Genomic DNA, 20160 nt, shown 5'->3' on the forward strand with positions numbered 1-20160 from the left:
CCGCCAGAGCAGGTAAAAGCCCTGTAGTCGAAAGTTCGTTCTCTCCTGAGTGGATCCTGAGTACGGCGGAACACGTGAAATTCCGTCGGAATCCGGGAGGACCATCTCCCAAGGCTAAATACTACCTAGTGACCGATAGTGAACCAGTACCGTGAGGGAAAGGTGAAAAGCACCCCGGAAGGGGAGTGAAAGAGATCCTGAAACCGTGTGCCTACAAGTAGTTAGAGCCCGTTAATGGGTGATAGCGTGCCTTTTGTAGAATGAACCGGCGAGTTACGATTACGTGCGAGGTTAAGCTTTAGAAGGCGGAGCCGCAGCGAAAGCGAGTCTGAATAGGGCGAAATAGTACGTGGTCGTAGACCCGAAACCAGGTGATCTACCCATGTCCAGGGTGAAGGTAAGGTAACACTTACTGGAGGCCCGAACCCACGCACGTTGAAAAGTGCGGGGATGAGGTGTGGGTAGCGGAGAAATTCCAATCGAACTTGGAGATAGCTGGTTCTCTCCGAAATAGCTTTAGGGCTAGCCTCGTGATGAGAATACTGGAGGTAGAGCACTGTTTGGACTAGGGGGCCATCCCGGTTTACCGAATTCAGACAAACTCCGAATGCCAGATATTTATACACGGGAGTCAGACTGCGAGTGATAAGATCCGTAGTCAAAAGGGAAACAGCCCAGACCACCAGCTAAGGTCCCAAAGTAATCGTTAAGTGGAAAAGGATGTGGCGTTGCACAGACAACCAGGATGTTGGCTTAGAAGCAGCCATCATTTAAAGAGTGCGTAATAGCTCACTGGTCGAGTGACGCTGCGCCGAAAATGTATCGGGGCTAAACGATTCACCGAAGCTGTGGATTGACATCTACGATGTCAGTGGTAGGAGAGCGTTCTAAGTGCGTTGAAGTCAGACCGGAAGGACTGGTGGAGCGCTTAGAAGTGAGAATGCCGGTATGAGTAGCGAAAGACGGGTGAGAATCCCGTCCACCGTATGACTAAGGTTTCCTGAGGAAGGCTCGTCCGCTCAGGGTTAGTCGGGACCTAAGCCGAGGCCGATAGGCGTAGGCGATGGACAACAGGTTGATATTCCTGTACCACCTCCTCACCGTTTGAGAAATGGGGGGACGCAGTAGGATAGGGTAAGCGCGCTGTTGGTTATGCGCGTCCAAGCAGTAAGGCGTGTGTGTAGGCAAATCCGCACACTGTAACGTTGAGCTGTGATGGCGAGTCCGTATGGACGAAGTTCCTGATTTCACACTGCCAAGAAAAGCCTCTATCGAGGTGAGAGGTGCCCGTACCGCAAACCGACACAGGTAGTCGAGGAGAGAATCCTAAGGTGTGCGAGAGAACTCTCGTTAAGGAACTCGGCAAAATGACCCCGTAACTTCGGGAGAAGGGGTGCTCTTGAGCGTGCAAGCGCATGAGAGCCGCAGTGAATAGGCCCAGGCGACTGTTTAGCAAAAACACAGGTCTCTGCAAAACCGTAAGGTGACGTATAGGGGCTGACGCCTGCCCGGTGCTGGAAGGTTAAGAGGAGTGGTTAGCGCAAGCGAAGCTGCGAATTGAAGCCCCAGTAAACGGCGGCCGTAACTATAACGGTCCTAAGGTAGCGAAATTCCTTGTCGGGTAAGTTCCGACCCGCACGAAAGGCGTAACGATCTGGGCACTGTCTCAACGAGAGACTCGGTGAAATTATAGTACCTGTGAAGATGCAGGTTACCCGCGACAGGACGGAAAGACCCCGTGGAGCTTTACTGTAGCCTGATATTGAATTTTGGTACAACTTGTACAGGATAGGTAGGAGCCAGAGATCTCGGAGCGCCAGCTTCGAAGGAGGCGTCGGTGGGATACTACCCTGGTTGTATTGAAATTCTAACCCATGCCCCTTAGCGGGGCAGGAGACAGTGTCAGGCGGACAGTTTGACTGGGGCGGTCGCCTCCTAAAAGGTAACGGAGGCGCCCAAAGGTTCCCTCAGAATGGTTGGAAATCATTCGTAGAGTGTAAAGGCACAAGGGAGCTTGACTGCGAGACCTACAAGTCGAGCAGGGTCGAAAGACGGGCTTAGTGATCCGGTGGTTCCGCATGGAAGGGCCATCGCTCAACGGATAAAAGCTACCCCGGGGATAACAGGCTTATCTCCCCCAAGAGTCCACATCGACGGGGAGGTTTGGCACCTCGATGTCGGCTCATCGCATCCTGGGGCTGTAGTCGGTCCCAAGGGTTGGGCTGTTCGCCCATTAAAGCGGTACGCGAGCTGGGTTCAGAACGTCGTGAGACAGTTCGGTCCCTATCCGTCGTGGGCGTAGGAAATTTGAGAGGAGCTGTCCTTAGTACGAGAGGACCGGGATGGACACACCGCTGGTGTACCAGTTGTCTTGCCAAAGGCATCGCTGGGTAGCTATGTGTGGACGGGATAAGTGCTGAAAGCATCTAAGCATGAAGCCCCCCTCAAGATGAGATTTCCCATTACGCAAGTAAGTAAGATCCCTCAAAGACGATGAGGTAGATAGGTTCGAGGTGGAAGTGTGGTGACACATGGAGCTGACGAATACTAATCGATCGAGGACTTAACCAAAAAAAGTTTGAAACATTCAATGAACCGTTTATCCAGTTTTGAAAGAACAATTCTTTCAACAAGAGAGCTTCTAGACACAGCAATACGCCGTGTATGGAAGGTCGACCATAGTCTAGTGATGATGGCAAAGAGGTCACACCCGTTCCCATACCGAACACGGAAGTTAAGCTCTTTAGCGCCGATGGTAGTTGGGGGCTTCCCCCTGTGAGAGTAGGACGTCGCTAGGCAATAAAAACAGTCAGCTGTGTGCTGGCTGTTTTTTTTATTTCATATTAAATGCTTTTATTTTTAGTATTTGATATGAAGTAGTTTATATAGATCTCCACTTATTTATATAGCATAAATCATGAAACGAATGTCAAAATTAATAAGTTGGAAGTGTTAATGGGAACTATATAACCGATTGTAAAAGAGGACACCAATCTATGAAATTGTACCATTATCCTAAATACTATAATAATTCTTTTTAAGCAATAGTTTGATTTCGACACTAAAATACAAATTTTAGTTCTAATCGTCTATTTTGATTCTTATAATGTAAAGATTACGAAAAAAAGGAGAGGGAGTATGTGGATTGATGGTGTGTTTTCTGGTGGAGGTTTGAAGGGCTTTGCACTTGTAGGAGCATATCAAGTACTAGAAGCTGAAAATTTTCGTTTTAAACGTGTGGCTGGTACAAGTGCTGGAGCAATTTTAGCTGCGTTCATTGCTGCAGGATATAGCGGTAGTGAAATTGAAACTATGCTAGAAGAGTTAGATGTACCTTCATTACTCGATTCTAGAAGAACAATATTACCTTTCCCTTTTATGAAATGGATAAATGTTTATAACCATTTAGGTCTGTATAAAGGAAAGGCATTAGAAAAGTGGTTCTTCAAAAAATTGGCCGAAAAAGGAGTCTATACTTTTGGAGATCTACCTAAAGATTCACTAAAGCTAGTCGCATCAGATATAACCAATGGTAGAATAATTGTATTACCAGACGATTTACACAAATATCAAATAGAAGCCAATAATTTTTCAGTTGCTTGTGCTTTACGTATGAGCTGCGGTATACCATTTTTCTTTGAACCGGTTACATTAAAGACAGGAAAAGGTGAATCGGTAATTGTAGATGGAGGTGTTTTAAGTAATTTCCCTTTATGGATTTTTGACGATAGGGAGGGGAGAAAAGTACGACCCATTTTAGGACTTAAGTTAAGTAGAAGGAGAGAGGAACAGTGTCCTCATGAAATTAAAAATGGATTAAATTTATTTGAAGCATTATTTTCAACTATGAAAGATGCACATGATGAAAGATATATATCAAGAAGACATGAAAGAGATATTATTTTTATTCCTGTAGAAGATTACAGTGCTACGCAATTTGATTTAAATGAAGAAACAAAAGAAACGCTCTTAGAAATAGGAAGAAATCGTACCATTCAATTTTTACGAAACTGGCCACGATTAAGATTATAAAAAAGATTATAAAAACTATTGACCATTAAAAATAAGCATGTTATTATATAAAAGTTGCTGTTGAGATATGCAGCTACTAAAATATAAAAAAAAATAACTGTTTGACAAACATTATAAAACATGTTATTATATAAAAGTTAGCTCTTAACAAAGTAGCGAACTTCAAAATGAACCTTGAAAACTGAACAAGCAAAACGTAATCAATAAATTTTTTAGTAGCTAGCTTGCTAGTGAACGAAACAAAATTTGGACATCAAAATTGATGCCAGCAAAACAATTTGAGCTAATCAAATTTCTTTTATGGAGAGTTTGATCCTGGCTCAGGACGAACGCTGGCGGCGTGCCTAATACATGCAAGTCGAGCGAACAGAGAAGGAGCTTGCTCCTTTGACGTTAGCGGCGGACGGGTGAGTAACACGTGGGCAACCTACCTTATAGTTTGGGATAACTCCGGGAAACCGGGGCTAATACCGAATAATCTGTTTCACCTCATGGTGAAACACTGAAAGACGGTTTCGGCTGTCGCTATAGGATGGGCCCGCGGCGCATTAGCTAGTTGGTGAGGTAACGGCTCACCAAGGCGACGATGCGTAGCCGACCTGAGAGGGTGATCGGCCACACTGGGACTGAGACACGGCCCAGACTCCTACGGGAGGCAGCAGTAGGGAATCTTCCACAATGGGCGAAAGCCTGATGGAGCAACGCCGCGTGAGTGAAGAAGGATTTCGGTTCGTAAAACTCTGTTGTAAGGGAAGAACAAGTACAGTAGTAACTGGCTGTACCTTGACGGTACCTTATTAGAAAGCCACGGCTAACTACGTGCCAGCAGCCGCGGTAATACGTAGGTGGCAAGCGTTGTCCGGAATTATTGGGCGTAAAGCGCGCGCAGGTGGTTTCTTAAGTCTGATGTGAAAGCCCACGGCTCAACCGTGGAGGGTCATTGGAAACTGGGAGACTTGAGTGCAGAAGAGGATAGTGGAATTCCAAGTGTAGCGGTGAAATGCGTAGAGATTTGGAGGAACACCAGTGGCGAAGGCGACTATCTGGTCTGTAACTGACACTGAGGCGCGAAAGCGTGGGGAGCAAACAGGATTAGATACCCTGGTAGTCCACGCCGTAAACGATGAGTGCTAAGTGTTAGGGGGTTTCCGCCCCTTAGTGCTGCAGCTAACGCATTAAGCACTCCGCCTGGGGAGTACGGTCGCAAGACTGAAACTCAAAGGAATTGACGGGGGCCCGCACAAGCGGTGGAGCATGTGGTTTAATTCGAAGCAACGCGAAGAACCTTACCAGGTCTTGACATCCCGTTGACCACTGTAGAGATATGGTTTCCCCTTCGGGGGCAACGGTGACAGGTGGTGCATGGTTGTCGTCAGCTCGTGTCGTGAGATGTTGGGTTAAGTCCCGCAACGAGCGCAACCCTTGATCTTAGTTGCCATCATTTAGTTGGGCACTCTAAGGTGACTGCCGGTGACAAACCGGAGGAAGGTGGGGATGACGTCAAATCATCATGCCCCTTATGACCTGGGCTACACACGTGCTACAATGGACGATACAAACGGTTGCCAACTCGCGAGAGGGAGCTAATCCGATAAAGTCGTTCTCAGTTCGGATTGTAGGCTGCAACTCGCCTACATGAAGCCGGAATCGCTAGTAATCGCGGATCAGCATGCCGCGGTGAATACGTTCCCGGGCCTTGTACACACCGCCCGTCACACCACGAGAGTTTGTAACACCCGAAGTCGGTGAGGTAACCTTTTGGAGCCAGCCGCCGAAGGTGGGATAGATGATTGGGGTGAAGTCGTAACAAGGTAGCCGTATCGGAAGGTGCGGCTGGATCACCTCCTTTCTAAGGATATTTTCGGAATACAAACCTTGGGTTTGTAAGATTACGTTTTGCGTTCAGTTTTGAAGGTTCATTCTTTCTGAATGAAATACTTCAAAACTTGTTCTTTGAAAACTGGATAAAACGACATTGAAATTGTAACAAACACATTTATTTTTAAGTTTTTTATAGGCTTAATAACTTGGTTAAGTTATTAAGGGCGCACGGCGAATGCCTTGGCACTAGGAGCCGAAGAAGGACGGCACTAACACCGATATGCTTCGGGGAGCTGTAAGTGAGCTTTGATCCGGAGATTTCCGAATGGGGGAACCCACTACGTTTAATCGCGTAGTATCTTGACGTGAATACATAGCGTCTTGAAGGCAGACCCAGGGAACTGAAACATCTAAGTACCTGGAGGAAGAGAAAGAAAAATCGATTCCCTGAGTAGCGGCGAGCGAAACGGGAAGAGCCCAAACCAAGAGGCTTGCCTCTTGGGGTTGTAGGACACTCAATACGGAGTTACAAAAGAGCGAGTTAGATGAAGCGACTTGGAAAGGTCCGCCAGAGCAGGTAAAAGCCCTGTAGTCGAAAGTTCGTTCTCTCCTGAGTGGATCCTGAGTACGGCGGAACACGTGAAATTCCGTCGGAATCCGGGAGGACCATCTCCCAAGGCTAAATACTACCTAGTGACCGATAGTGAACCAGTACCGTGAGGGAAAGGTGAAAAGCACCCCGGAAGGGGAGTGAAAGAGATCCTGAAACCGTGTGCCTACAAGTAGTTAGAGCCCGTTAATGGGTGATAGCGTGCCTTTTGTAGAATGAACCGGCGAGTTACGATTACGTGCGAGGTTAAGCTTTAGAAGGCGGAGCCGCAGCGAAAGCGAGTCTGAATAGGGCGAAATAGTACGTGGTCGTAGACCCGAAACCAGGTGATCTACCCATGTCCAGGGTGAAGGTAAGGTAACACTTACTGGAGGCCCGAACCCACGCACGTTGAAAAGTGCGGGGATGAGGTGTGGGTAGCGGAGAAATTCCAATCGAACTTGGAGATAGCTGGTTCTCTCCGAAATAGCTTTAGGGCTAGCCTCGTGATGAGAATACTGGAGGTAGAGCACTGTTTGGACTAGGGGGCCATCCCGGTTTACCGAATTCAGACAAACTCCGAATGCCAGATATTTATACACGGGAGTCAGACTGCGAGTGATAAGATCCGTAGTCAAAAGGGAAACAGCCCAGACCACCAGCTAAGGTCCCAAAGTAATCGTTAAGTGGAAAAGGATGTGGCGTTGCACAGACAACCAGGATGTTGGCTTAGAAGCAGCCATCATTTAAAGAGTGCGTAATAGCTCACTGGTCGAGTGACGCTGCGCCGAAAATGTATCGGGGCTAAACGATTCACCGAAGCTGTGGATTGACATCTACGATGTCAGTGGTAGGAGAGCGTTCTAAGTGCGTTGAAGTCAGACCGGAAGGACTGGTGGAGCGCTTAGAAGTGAGAATGCCGGTATGAGTAGCGAAAGACGGGTGAGAATCCCGTCCACCGTATGACTAAGGTTTCCTGAGGAAGGCTCGTCCGCTCAGGGTTAGTCGGGACCTAAGCCGAGGCCGATAGGCGTAGGCGATGGACAACAGGTTGATATTCCTGTACCACCTCCTCACCGTTTGAGAAATGGGGGGACGCAGTAGGATAGGGTAAGCGCGCTGTTGGTTATGCGCGTCCAAGCAGTAAGGCGTGTGTGTAGGCAAATCCGCACACTGTAACGTTGAGCTGTGATGGCGAGTCCGTATGGACGAAGTTCCTGATTTCACACTGCCAAGAAAAGCCTCTATCGAGGTGAGAGGTGCCCGTACCGCAAACCGACACAGGTAGTCGAGGAGAGAATCCTAAGGTGTGCGAGAGAACTCTCGTTAAGGAACTCGGCAAAATGACCCCGTAACTTCGGGAGAAGGGGTGCTCTTGAGCGTGCAAGCGCATGAGAGCCGCAGTGAATAGGCCCAGGCGACTGTTTAGCAAAAACACAGGTCTCTGCAAAACCGTAAGGTGACGTATAGGGGCTGACGCCTGCCCGGTGCTGGAAGGTTAAGAGGAGTGGTTAGCGCAAGCGAAGCTGCGAATTGAAGCCCCAGTAAACGGCGGCCGTAACTATAACGGTCCTAAGGTAGCGAAATTCCTTGTCGGGTAAGTTCCGACCCGCACGAAAGGCGTAACGATCTGGGCACTGTCTCAACGAGAGACTCGGTGAAATTATAGTACCTGTGAAGATGCAGGTTACCCGCGACAGGACGGAAAGACCCCGTGGAGCTTTACTGTAGCCTGATATTGAATTTTGGTACAACTTGTACAGGATAGGTAGGAGCCAGAGATCTCGGAGCGCCAGCTTCGAAGGAGGCGTCGGTGGGATACTACCCTGGTTGTATTGAAATTCTAACCCATGCCCCTTAGCGGGGCAGGAGACAGTGTCAGGCGGACAGTTTGACTGGGGCGGTCGCCTCCTAAAAGGTAACGGAGGCGCCCAAAGGTTCCCTCAGAATGGTTGGAAATCATTCGTAGAGTGTAAAGGCACAAGGGAGCTTGACTGCGAGACCTACAAGTCGAGCAGGGTCGAAAGACGGGCTTAGTGATCCGGTGGTTCCGCATGGAAGGGCCATCGCTCAACGGATAAAAGCTACCCCGGGGATAACAGGCTTATCTCCCCCAAGAGTCCACATCGACGGGGAGGTTTGGCACCTCGATGTCGGCTCATCGCATCCTGGGGCTGTAGTCGGTCCCAAGGGTTGGGCTGTTCGCCCATTAAAGCGGTACGCGAGCTGGGTTCAGAACGTCGTGAGACAGTTCGGTCCCTATCCGTCGTGGGCGTAGGAAATTTGAGAGGAGCTGTCCTTAGTACGAGAGGACCGGGATGGACACACCGCTGGTGTACCAGTTGTCTTGCCAAAGGCATCGCTGGGTAGCTATGTGTGGACGGGATAAGTGCTGAAAGCATCTAAGCATGAAGCCCCCCTCAAGATGAGATTTCCCATTACGCAAGTAAGTAAGATCCCTCAAAGACGATGAGGTAGATAGGTTCGAGGTGGAAGTGTGGTGACACATGGAGCTGACGAATACTAATCGATCGAGGACTTAACCAAAAAAAGTTTGAAACATTCAATGAACCGTTTATCCAGTTTTGAAAGAACAATTCTTTCAACAAGAGAGCTTCTAGACACAGCAATACGCCGTGTATGGAAGGTCGACCATAGTCTAGTGATGATGGCAAAGAGGTCACACCCGTTCCCATACCGAACACGGAAGTTAAGCTCTTTAGCGCCGATGGTAGTTGGGGGCTTCCCCCTGTGAGAGTAGGACGTCGCTAGGCAACAAAAACAGTCAGCTGTGTGCTGGCTGTTTTTTTATTATCTTAAGAATATCCTTCATAAATTACAGGATTTTATACAAAAATTATTCATTATAAAAAGATTTAATTGTAAGATTTCATATAACTATAGTATGGTCGCTAGTAGTTTTTTATATAGCTATTTATTTGGATTTTCAATTAAAATTTGCTATGATTAAAAGTCTGAATTGTCTTTCTTTTATAAGTTTCTTGACAGTAGCAGTCCACGTTGTTAATCTTACAATTAATATTCTTTTAACTATAGGAGGACGTTACGAAAATGTGGGAAACTAAATTTGCCAAAGAAGGTTTAACTTTTGATGATGTATTATTAGTACCAGCTCATTCTGAAGTATTACCGAAAGATGTTGATTTATCTGTTCAATTAACACCAAAGATTAAATTAAACATTCCAATGATCAGCGCAGGTATGGATACAGTTACAGAGTCTAAAATGGCTATTGCTATGGCACGACAAGGCGGTATCGGTATTATCCATAAAAACATGGGTATCGACGAACAAGCTGAACAAGTAGAAAAAGTAAAACGTTCTGAAAATGGTGTTATTACAAACCCATTCTTCTTAACTCCGACTCATCAAGTTTTCGATGCTGAGCATTTAATGGGTAAATACCGAATCTCCGGTGTACCTATTGTTGATAGTATGGAAAACCAAAAACTAGTAGGGATCATTACAAACCGTGATTTACGTTTTATCTCGGATTACTCTTTAAAAATTGAAGATGTCATGACGAAAGAAGATTTAATTACAGCTCCTGTTGGAACGACTCTAGAGGATGCAGAAAAAATTCTTCAACAATATAAAATCGAAAAACTTCCGATTGTTGATGAAGAGGGTCGCTTAACTGGACTTATCACAATCAAAGATATTGAGAAAGTTATTGAATTCCCTAATGCTGCTAAAGATACACATGGTCGCTTACTTGTAGGTGCAGCAGTTGGTGTATCGAAGGATACAATGGTACGTATTGAGAAGCTTGTAGAAGCACAAGTTGACATTGTAGTAATTGATACAGCACACGGACATTCAGAAGGTGTATTACAGACAATCCGTTCAATCCGCGAAACTTACCCAGAACTAGAAATCATTGCTGGTAACGTAGCCACTGCAGAAGGTTCACGTGCCTTATTCGAGGCTGGTGCAGATGTTGTTAAAGTAGGAATTGGCCCAGGCTCAATTTGTACTACACGTGTTGTGGCTGGCGTAGGTGTACCGCAAATTACAGCAGTATATGATTGTGCTACAGTAGCTCGTGAGCTTGGTAAAACGATTATTGCTGATGGTGGTATTAAATACTCTGGCGATATTGTGAAAGCTTTAGCAGCTGGTGGAAATGTTGTAATGCTAGGATCACTTCTTGCAGGTACTTCCGAATCTCCAGGAGAGACAGAAATCTTCCAAGGTCGTCGCTTCAAAGTATACCGCGGTATGGGATCTATTGGAGCAATGGAAAAAGGCTCAAAAGATCGTTACTTCCAAGAGGATGCGAAAAAGTTAGTGCCTGAGGGTATTGAAGGTCGCCTTCCTTATAAAGGACCATTAGCTGATACAATTTATCAACTGATTGGTGGTATCCGAGCTGGTATGGGTTATTGTGGAGCACCGCATCTTGAGTATCTACGAGAAAATGCCCAATTTGTTAAAATGACTGGTGCAGGTCTTCGTGAATCACATCCACATGATGTACAGATTACAAAAGAGTCACCAAACTATTCCATGTAATATATTACTTGCAACTTTTATGCTTTCGCATCGTCTACAAAGATGGCGCGAGAGCATTTTTTTATGATAGAGAGTCAACACGTATGTTGATATCTATGATAAAATGTCGAGGACAAGATTATTTTTTTGGAGGGCTTTAAAGGTGAAAAAGAAAATGAACACCGTATTACGCTTACTCCTAATTCCCGTTTTATTAATTGGTATTTTTGCAGGTATTCCTGCAAAGGCAAATGCAGAGACGGATTTAGGACTAACAGTGGATGCTGCAATTTTAATTGACGCAGATTCAGGGAAAATTTTATATGAACAAAATGCAGATACTTCACTAGGTATTGCAAGTATGACAAAAATGATGACTGAATACCTGTTATTGGACGCTATTGATGCAGGGACAGTTAAATGGGATCAAGAATACCACGTAACCGATTATACGTATCGTATGTCTCAAAATCGTGCATTAAGTAATGTACCTTTACGTCGTGATGGTTCTTACACGATTCGAGAATTGTATGAGGCAATGGCTATTTATTCAGCGAATGCTGCAACTGTTGCTATAGCTGAAACAATTGCTGGAACAGAGACTGAATTTTTGAAATTAATGAACAAAAAAGCAGAAGAACTTGGCCTAGAGGGTTATAAGTTTGTCAATTCCACAGGTCTAAATAACGCGGATCTTTTTGGGATGCAGCCAGCAGGGACAGGACCAGAGGATGAGAATGTGATGCCTGCAAAATATGTGGCAAAACTAGCCTATCATCTATTAAAGGATCACCCAAAGGTACTAGAAACTTCTCAAATTACTAAGAAGACATTCCGTGAAGGTACAGAGGATGCCATTGAAATGTCTAACTGGAACTTTATGTTACCAGGGTTAGTTTTTGAATATCAAGGTGTAGATGGATTAAAAACAGGTACTACAAACTTTGCAGGCCATTGCTTTACAGGTACTGCAGAGCGTAATGGTACTCGATTAATTGCAGTGGTCATGAAAGCAGTTGATGCAAGTGGACAAGGATCATATAAAGCTCGTTTTGATGCAACAGCAAAATTATTTAACTATGGTTTTTCACAATTCTCAAAACAAGAAATTCTACCAGCGAACTATACGTTTAAAGATCAAAAAACAGTAAAAGTGACAAAAGGTAAAGAAGACAAAGTAGAGATTGCTGTAAAAGAACCTATTTCATTTATGATCAAGTCTTCCGATAAGGATCTTTATAAACCTAAATTGGTTTTAGATAAAAAGAGTCTTGAGGCAGGAGTTAAAAAAGATACTGTTGTAGGGAAAGTCGTTATTGAGCGCACAGAGGGCACAGATTACGGCTTTATCGATGGTAAGGATATTTCATCCGATATTGTTACTACAGGGGCTGTAGAGCGTGCTAGCGGTATCTCATTGTTCTTCCAAGGGGTTGGGAACTTCTTCGGCAATTTATGGAGTGGGATTTCTGACTTCGTTGGAGGACTATTCTAATCATTAATTAAAGGGCACATGAATGTTAGCAAACATTCATGTGCTTTTTCACATTTTGGACCCGTACAGCATACGCTAATAGGCGAAAGGATGTGGATAAATGTGTGGCATTACAGGATGGGCTAACTTTCAAAAGGATTTAAAAGCAAGTGAAAAAGTTTTGCAAGCAATGACACGAACATTAAACAAGAGAGGGCCAGATGATGAAAATATTTGGTGTAGTGAGCATATTGCATTTGGCCATCGACGGTTAGCGGTTATCGATTTAATAGGTGGCAAGCAGCCGATGAAAAAAATACATGATGGGGTAAACTATGTCATTACATATAATGGCGAACTTTATAATACCGAAGAGCTGCGTAAAGAGCTGCAGAAAAGAGGTTATACTTTCACAACACATTCAGATACCGAAGTGCTATTGACTGCCTATATTGAATGGAAAGAGCAATGTGTAGACTTTCTAAATGGTATTTTTGCCTTTGGCATTTGGGATGAACAGGGGCAATCTCTTTTTTTATGCAGAGATCGATTAGGCGTGAAGCCCCTTTATTTTACAGAGCAACAGGGGGGTATTCTTTTTGCATCGGAAGTAAAGGCTTTACTAGCACATCCAATGATTGAAGCTGCCATTAATATGGAGGGATTGGCAAGTATGATGGCTGTAGGCCCCTCTAGAGCTCCAGGTAAGACCCTTTTCCAAAATATTGAGGAGTTACGACCAGGATATGCAATGCGCTTCTCTAGAGAAGGTTTAAGAAAATGGCAATATTGGCAGCTACAAAGCCGCAAGCATGAAGAATCATTGGAAGAGACGATAGAACATGTTCGTTTGCTGTTAACGGATGCTATTGAACGACAGCTTGTTTCGGATGTACCAATCTGTACATTTCTATCAGGAGGTCTCGATTCTAGTATTATTACAGGAATTGCTGCAGAAAGATTCAAACAACAGAAAAATAAGTTGCATACGTATTCAATCGATTATGAGGATAACGAACGTTTTTTCAATCCCCATGCCTTTCAAACTTCAACAGATACGTATTGGATTCAAAAAATGACTGAAACTTTTAAAACGATACATCATGCAGAGGAAATTACTCAGCAACAACTGATTGATTTGCTAGTAGATTCGGTTATAGGTAGAGATTCCCCAGGTATGGCGGATGTAGATTCTTCGTTACTATGGTTTTGTCGGGAAATTAAAAGAGACTTTACTGTAGCACTATCTGGGGAATGTGCAGATGAAATTTTTGGTGGATATCCATGGTTTAAAGAAAAAACTACGGGTTTCCCCTGGATTCGATCATTGGCTGAAAGAAATGCATTACTCCAAGAGAAGTGGGATAAAAAATTAAAAATTGAATCCTACGCACAGCAGCTTTATACACAAACAATTGCAGAAGTCCCGTTGCTAGATGGCGAAAGTCCCGCAGAGGTAAAACATCGTGAAATGTTTTATTTAAATATGCAATGGTTTATGCAGACCTTGCTAGAGCGGAAAGATCGTATGAGTATGGGAGCGAGCTTAGAGGTACGAGTTCCTTTTGCGGATCATCGCCTTGTGGAATATGCATGGAATATTCCTTGGGAAATGAAGGATTTAGATGGCATAGAAAAGGGGTTACTACGCAAGTCCATGGCACATTTATTGCCTGATGAAGTATTGTATCGTAAAAAAAATCCATATCCTAAAACATACCATCCAGTTTATACAGCAGGTGTGCAAACATGGTTAAGAGAAATTCTTAAAGATAAGAACTCTATCTTACATGAATTATTTGAGCACAAAAAACTTGCGGAATTAATAGAATCTGGAGGTAGCTCATTCAAAATTCCATGGTATGGACAATTAATGGCGGGACCTCAACTTTTAGCATATCTAGGGCAAATTCATACTTGGTTTGAGCATTATCATATTCAACTTATTGAATCTTAATGGGGGTCACCGATCTACTACTTGGTTGTAGTAGATCGGTGATTCTTTTGTATTCCCCAACAATCCATTAATTGTTCTATCGATTGTTCAATTACATGAACAGGTATACCCCCAAAGCCAAGTAAAAATTGTGCTTGTGAAGATTCAACGTAATCAAGTTGATAATCAGATAATGGATAAATACCTATTCCTGCTTGGAAGGCAAGCTGATGTAATTGTTTTTCCGGCAACTTGTGCTCAACGTCTAATAATATATGCATTCCTGCTTGCTCACCTGTAATTTTAATGGATGATGAATATTTTTCTAAAATAGAAGTAAGCTTATCATGTTTTTTACGATAAACTTTACGCATCCGATTAAGATGTTTTGCAAAATGACCATCATGCATAAAATTTGCTACGATATGCTGATCAAAGCGAGGTACGGTTGATGAATAGTAATTAAAGACATCATTATATGTAGCAAGTAATTGTGGTGGAAGTACAAAATAGGCTACGCGCAAAGAGGGCATTAACGATTTTGTAAAAGTGCTCATATAAATGACTTTATCGTTTCTATCGAGAGCATGAAGAGCAGGAATTGGTTTTCCAGTATAACGAAATTCCGAATCATAATCATCTTCAATGATATAACGAGATGAGCTTTGTGCCGCCCAATTTAAAGCCTGTGCACGTCTAGTAGCGGATAATACTGCACCAGTAGGAAATTGATGTGATGGTGTAATATAAACAACATTAGCTTGTGTTTGCTCTAGCTCTTGAATGATGATTCCTTCTTCGTCGACGGCAATAGGATAAACTTTTCGTTTATGCTGAGAGAACATACGATGCACTGCCGGATACCCTGGGTTTTCCAGTGCAAAGCATGTATCATCACTAAAAAGACGTAAAATCATAGGTAGAAGCTGCTCAGTACCAGAGCCAACGACGATTTGCTCGGGATTACAGACCACTCCACGTGATTGATATAAATAATTGGCAATTTCAGTTCGCAAAGAAAGCTCCCCTTGAGGTTCCCCTGTTAATAATAATTTCTTTGAAGCTTCATCAAACAGCTCCTTTGCATATTTTCTCCAAATCTGAAATGGGAAAGCATCGATATCAATAGAACCAGGATTAAAATCTATTTTGTATGATTTTTTCTTAGGATGCTCATTGAATTGAATTACGGTGTCCTGCTGGATGTAGGGTAGTTCATCTATTTCTTCTACAAAATAACCAACACGTGATTTGGATATAATATAGCCTTCTGCAAGAAGCTGTGCATAGGCAATTTCAATCGTTGTTTGAGAGATATTCAAAAAATCGGCTAATTTTCTTTTTGATGGTAATTTTTCTCCCACTGCTATTTTCTTGGAAATGATAGCTTCTTTAATACCGTTGTAAAGCTGATCATATAGAGGTTTATCGCCATCCCGTTCAAGCTGAAATAAAAGCATATCCATATGATAAAAACCTCCTGACCTTATGATTTTTTAAAAAACTGGATATTTTTATATGGTCAATTTCTATTATACTAAATTTCATCATAAAGGTGGAGGTTAGACAATGAAACAGACAGGTACAAATTTGGTGAAGCGTGGTATGGCTGAGATGCAAAAGGGCGGCGTCATTATGGACGTGATTAATGCTGAGCAAGCAAAAATTGCAGAGGCGGCAGGAGCAGTAGCAGTAATGGCATTAGAAAGAGTACCTTCAGACATCCGCAAAGCAGGAGGTGTTGCTCGTATGGCAGATCCTCGTATTGTAGAGGAAGTACTAGGAGCAGTCTCCATTCCTGTTATGGCCAAAGCTCGTATTGGTCATATTGTAGAAGCTCGTGTTTTAGAAGCAATGGGGGTTGATTATATTGATGAAAGTGAAGTGCTCACACCAGCAGATGAAGAGTATCACTTATTAAAAAGTGATTATACCGTACCATTTGTGTGTGGCTGTCGTGATCTAGGCGAAGCAGCCCGTCGTATTGGTGAAGGAGCAGCTATGCTACGGACGAAAGGTGAACCAGGAACAGGGAATATAGTGGAGGCAGTTCGACATATTCGTAAAGTAAATGCCCAAGTTCGTAAAGTGGTAGGCATGACAGAGGATGAATTAATGACAGAGGCAAAATTACTAGGAGCACCTTTTGAATTATTAAGAGAGATCAAACGTCTTGGGCGTTTACCAGTCGTTAACTTTGCAGCTGGTGGTGTGGCTACACCAGCTGATGCAGCATTAATGATGGAGCTTGGGGCTGATGGTGTTTTTGTTGGGTCAGGTATCTTCAAATCCGATAATCCTGAAAAGTTTGCACATGCGATTGTGGAAGCGACGACACATTACAAGGATTATAAGCTTATTGCTGAAATATCAAAGGAACTAGGCGTACCAATGAAAGGTATAGATATTGCACAGCTTGGGCAACATGAGCGCATGCAAGAGCGAGGCTGGTAGGATGAAACGAATTGGCGTTTTAGCCTTACAAGGGGCGGTACGAGAGCATGTTCAAATGCTAGAAAATCTTGGCTGTGAAGCTTTAGAAGTAAAACAGAAGCGGGATTTAATAAAACTAGATGGACTTGTATTACCTGGTGGTGAGAGCAAGACAATGAGAAAGCTGTTGGATCGTTTTGAACTACTAGAGCCTATACGAGAACTAGCACAACGAGGCTTGCCTATGTTTGGGACATGTGCAGGATTAATTTTAATGGCTAATACTTTAGTAAATGATGAACCGCATTTAGCAGTTATGGATGTGACAGTTGCAAGAAATTCATTTGGGCGCCAGGTTGACAGCTTTGAAGTAAAGCTCGATATTCCTAAAATAGGTAAGTCAATTCCAGCAGTTTTTATTCGAGCACCTCATATGGAGACAGTTGGAAAAGATGTTGAAATTCTCGCAGAGCATGAAGGTAAAATTATTTTAGCCAGGGATAGACATTTACTAGGTTGTTCGTTTCATCCTGAATTAACATCAGACACACGTATTCTTGAATTTTTTATAGCATCTATGGTATGACTTGCAAAATTTGTTTTCATATAGTACAGTATGGTTAAAATTTAATTAACTGAACACGATGATGGGAAGTAGTAGCAAGCACGTTTTTTTTAGAGAGTCAGCGGTTGGTGGAAGCTGATAAAAGCACTTGTGAATCCGTCCTGGAGTTGCACAGTCGAAGTCAATGAAGTAGGCTGCTGCCGGCTGGAATGCCGTTATAAAATAAGAGGATTAGACATAGTGTCTAGTCAATTAGGGTGGCAACGCGGGTAGCTCTCGTCCCTTTATGGGATGGGGGCTTTTTTGTGTTTATCTTGATACAGCCAAATGCTGCTCCTCTACATTGCTATTTATTTTGATGTTCAAATGACCACTAAATCAAGATAAAGAAACAAGATGCAACAATTTCCTATCATTAAGAAACTACTGGAGGTATGATCGATGTTAGATATTAAACGCGTGCGCGATAATTTCGCGGAAATTAAAGAGATGCTATTAACACGTAATGAAGATTTAGGGAATTTAGATGACTTTGAAAATTTAGATGCAAAGCGTCGAGAACTAATTGCTAAAACGGAAGAACTGAAAGCAGAACGAAATAAAGTATCTGAGCAAATTTCTGTTATGAAGCGCAACAAAGAAAATGCAGATGAAGTGATTGCACGTATGCGTCAAGTGGGTGATGAAATTAAAGAGCTTGATATTCAATTAAATGATGTGGAAGAGCGCTTTAAAGATATGATGATGCGCCTGCCGAACGTTCCTCATGAATCTGTACCAGTGGGTACGACAGAAGATGACAATGTTGAGGAATATACATGGGGTGAAATTCCGGCATTTGATTTTGATATTAAAGCGCACTGGGATTTAGCTACAGATCTAAAAATTGTGGACTTCGAACGTGGTGCCAAAGTAACTGGTAGCCGATTCTTATTCTACCGCGGCCTTGGGGCACGCTTAGAACGTGCGTTAATGACATTTATGATGGATTTACATGCAGAAGAGCATGGCTATGAGGAAATGCTGCCACCTGTGATTGTAAATCGCGATAGCTTAACGGGTACTGGACAGCTACCTAAGTTTGAGGAAGATGTATTTAAATTAGAGGAAACAGATTATTTCATGATTCCAACAGCGGAAGTACCAGTAACAAACTTCTACCGTGATGAAATTTTAACTGCTGAAGCTTTACCACAAGGTTTTGCTGCATACAGTGCATGTTTCCGTTCAGAGGCAGGCTCTGCAGGTCGTGATACACGTGGTTTAATCCGTCAGCACCAATTTAACAAAGTGGAATTAGTTCGTTTTGTAAAACCTGAGGAGTCATATGAGCAGTTAGAGCTGTTAACGGGTCATGCTGAAAAAGTACTGCAATTACTAGGCTTACCATATCGTAAATTAAAAATGTGTACAGCCGATTTAGGCTTTACTGCTGCGAAAAAATATGATTTAGAGGTTTGGATTCCTGCACAAAATATGTACCGTGAAATTTCTTCTTGTTCAAACTTTGAGGACTTCCAAGCACGACGAGCAAATATTCGTTTCCGTCGTGACCCAAATGCAAAACCAGAATATGTTCACACATTAAACGGTTCAGGTCTTGCGATTGGTCGTACAGTTGCCGCTATACTAGAAAACTATCAACAAGCTGATGGAAGCGTAGTAATTCCTGAAGTTTTAAGACCATATATGGGTGGAAAAGAACTAATTGCCCCAAAATAAACAACTGATCAAGGCTATTTTAGACTAACCTTTACACGGTAATCTAAAATAGCCTTTTTTCTTTTGCAAAATTGATAACTCTCATAATTTTTGAAAATTCGTTATAATGGGTAATATTCATGGGGACAAGGGGGGAATTCATGGATTTACAGCAATTTACTCAGGCTTTAAATGAATTTGACAATGACTTAATTACAGACGATAAAGGCTGTGCAATATTTTATGATTTAGCATATATTATTGGAAATCGGCTTAACACCAGATGAATTTTTTCACAGTACTGTGACTGATAATTATCAAAATTTATCACCTGAAACAAGTACCATTTTTAAAGTATTGCAAACGGGACAACCAATTTTATATTACGAACAACAATTAACGACCTTGAATGGTTTTAGTTACTTATCACTATGTTCGACCTACCCGATAATGGAACAGGGCAAATCCGTTGGTGGAATTGAGTTTTCAAAGCATTTTTATGAAAGTAAGCAAATAAAATACTTAGATAATTTCCTGGGATATAAACTATATCGACATAATCATACGACGTATCGCCTAGAGGATTTTATTACGACAAACGCCGACACGAAGGAGTAGCTTGATAAGGCACGCCGTAGTGCTAAGAAAAATGCTCCAATTTTATTGACAGGGGAAACAGGGATAGGAAAAGATATTATTGCACAGGGTATTCACAATGAGACGAGCGCTTTACAAAACCATTTATTACACTGATTAAATATAGAAAAGAAGGTGTCTCACTAGGAGGCACCTTCTTTCATGTGAAAATATCTTTTAGTTAGAAACTACTGTTAAAAAAATATTAGCGAGTGCGCACTCGATGTTTCACAGAGAAATTGTGTTCACTAGAGAGTAAGTAAATAATACCCTCAATAAAAGATATAATGACAGGTATATAAGTCCAGCAAAAAACTAAATAAAGGATCCCTTGAAAAACCTTCCCTAAATAAAATTTATGAATACCGATACCACCAAAAAATATAGCGAGGACCCCAGCTAAACCTTTACTTTTTATAGGCCAAGAAGGATCAATACCATCATACATAGGAGCTTGT

At 42.8% G+C, this 20160-nt stretch carries 12 protein-coding genes, 5 rRNA genes and 1 other annotated feature (1 of these 18 cut by a window edge); of the genes, 15 read left to right on the forward strand and 2 right to left on the reverse strand.

Translation table 11 applies throughout. The features are described 5' to 3' along the window. The 9 genes from MKY88_RS00055 to asnB form a co-directional block, all read left to right on the forward strand. Nucleotides 1–2571, forward strand: a 23S ribosomal RNA gene (locus tag MKY88_RS00055); it begins 357 nt to the left of the window's first position. 111 nt (nt 2572–2682) lie between these two features. After that, nucleotides 2683–2798 (forward strand): 5S ribosomal RNA (rrf, locus tag MKY88_RS00060). Nucleotides 2799–3138: 340 nt separating this feature from the next. Beyond that, nucleotides 3139–4032, forward strand: a complete 894-nt coding sequence (locus MKY88_RS00065) for a patatin-like phospholipase family protein (RefSeq protein ID WP_193834089.1) — start codon at nt 3139–3141, stop codon at nt 4030–4032. A 297-nt stretch (nt 4033–4329) separates the two neighbouring features. After that, nucleotides 4330–5881, forward strand: a 16S ribosomal RNA gene (locus MKY88_RS00070). Nucleotides 5882–6061: 180 nt separating this feature from the next. Continuing rightward, a 23S ribosomal RNA gene (locus MKY88_RS00075) occupies nt 6062–8989 on the forward strand. Between the two features lie 111 nt (nt 8990–9100). Continuing rightward, nucleotides 9101–9216: ribosomal RNA gene (gene rrf / locus MKY88_RS00080) — 5S ribosomal RNA — on the forward strand. The 16S, 23S and 5S rRNA genes sit together here, the layout of an rRNA operon. A gap of 298 nt (nt 9217–9514) precedes the next feature. Beyond that, a complete protein-coding gene (gene guaB, locus MKY88_RS00085; protein ID WP_008179648.1) occupies nt 9515–10978 on the forward strand; it encodes an IMP dehydrogenase in 1464 nt (487 codons plus the stop codon). Nucleotides 10979–11120: 142 nt separating this feature from the next. Further along, nucleotides 11121–12452 (forward strand): D-alanyl-D-alanine carboxypeptidase family protein, encoded by a 1332-nt coding sequence (locus tag MKY88_RS00090; protein ID WP_083244759.1) that lies wholly within the window; start codon nt 11121–11123, stop codon nt 12450–12452. Between the two features lie 100 nt (nt 12453–12552). After that, the gene (gene asnB, locus MKY88_RS00095) at nt 12553–14388 is read left to right on the forward strand and encodes an asparagine synthase (glutamine-hydrolyzing) (RefSeq protein WP_340812815.1); all 1836 of its coding nucleotides are present in this window, start codon (nt 12553–12555) and stop codon (nt 14386–14388) included. Nucleotides 14389–14405: 17 nt separating this feature from the next. On the opposite strand, the gene pdxR is transcribed toward asnB, so the two are convergent. Next, nucleotides 14406–15833, reverse strand: a complete 1428-nt coding sequence (pdxR, locus tag MKY88_RS00100; RefSeq protein WP_340812816.1) for a MocR-like pyridoxine biosynthesis transcription factor PdxR — start codon at nt 15831–15833, stop codon at nt 14406–14408. 103 nt (nt 15834–15936) lie between these two features. On the opposite strand from pdxR, the gene pdxS reads away from it, so the two are divergent. The 6 genes from pdxS to MKY88_RS00130 all read left to right on the forward strand — a co-directional run bounded on the left by pdxS (nt 15937) and on the right by MKY88_RS00130 (nt 19819). After that, on the forward strand, nt 15937–16821 hold the full coding sequence (pdxS, locus tag MKY88_RS00105) for a pyridoxal 5'-phosphate synthase lyase subunit PdxS (RefSeq protein WP_069483088.1): 885 nt from the start codon (nt 15937–15939) through the stop codon (nt 16819–16821). A 1-nt stretch (nt 16822) separates the two neighbouring features. Next, a complete protein-coding gene (gene pdxT, locus MKY88_RS00110) occupies nt 16823–17386 on the forward strand; it encodes a pyridoxal 5'-phosphate synthase glutaminase subunit PdxT (RefSeq protein ID WP_340812817.1) in 564 nt (187 codons plus the stop codon). Nucleotides 17387–17435: 49 nt separating this feature from the next. Then, nucleotides 17436–17652, forward strand: a binding site (T-box leader). A gap of 154 nt (nt 17653–17806) precedes the next feature. Beyond that, nucleotides 17807–19087 (forward strand): serine--tRNA ligase, encoded by a 1281-nt coding sequence (gene serS, locus MKY88_RS00115; protein WP_340812818.1) that lies wholly within the window; start codon nt 17807–17809, stop codon nt 19085–19087. 140 nt (nt 19088–19227) lie between these two features. Next, nucleotides 19228–19353: a hypothetical protein gene (locus MKY88_RS00120; RefSeq protein WP_328205609.1), complete on the forward strand. Its 126-nt coding sequence runs from the start codon at nt 19228–19230 to the stop codon at nt 19351–19353. Next, on the forward strand, nt 19328–19684 hold the full coding sequence (locus tag MKY88_RS00125; protein ID WP_328205607.1) for a hypothetical protein: 357 nt from the start codon (nt 19328–19330) through the stop codon (nt 19682–19684). The genes MKY88_RS00120 and MKY88_RS00125 overlap by 26 nt, the downstream gene beginning before the upstream one ends. Before the next feature lie 45 nt (nt 19685–19729). After that, on the forward strand, nt 19730–19819 hold the full coding sequence (locus tag MKY88_RS00130; RefSeq protein WP_340812819.1) for a sigma 54-interacting transcriptional regulator: 90 nt from the start codon (nt 19730–19732) through the stop codon (nt 19817–19819). 88 nt (nt 19820–19907) lie between these two features. On the opposite strand, the gene MKY88_RS00135 is transcribed toward MKY88_RS00130, so the two are convergent. Then, nucleotides 19908–20150, reverse strand: coding sequence for a TM2 domain-containing protein (locus tag MKY88_RS00135; protein ID WP_204162659.1), 243 nt, complete (start codon nt 20148–20150; stop codon nt 19908–19910). Nucleotides 20151–20160: the final 10 nt, after the last annotated feature.

Origin of the sequence: Lysinibacillus sp. FSL R7-0073, assembly GCF_038009065.1 — a bacterium.
In the GTDB taxonomy this organism is placed as follows: Bacteria; Bacillota; Bacilli; order Bacillales_A; family Planococcaceae; genus Lysinibacillus; species Lysinibacillus fusiformis.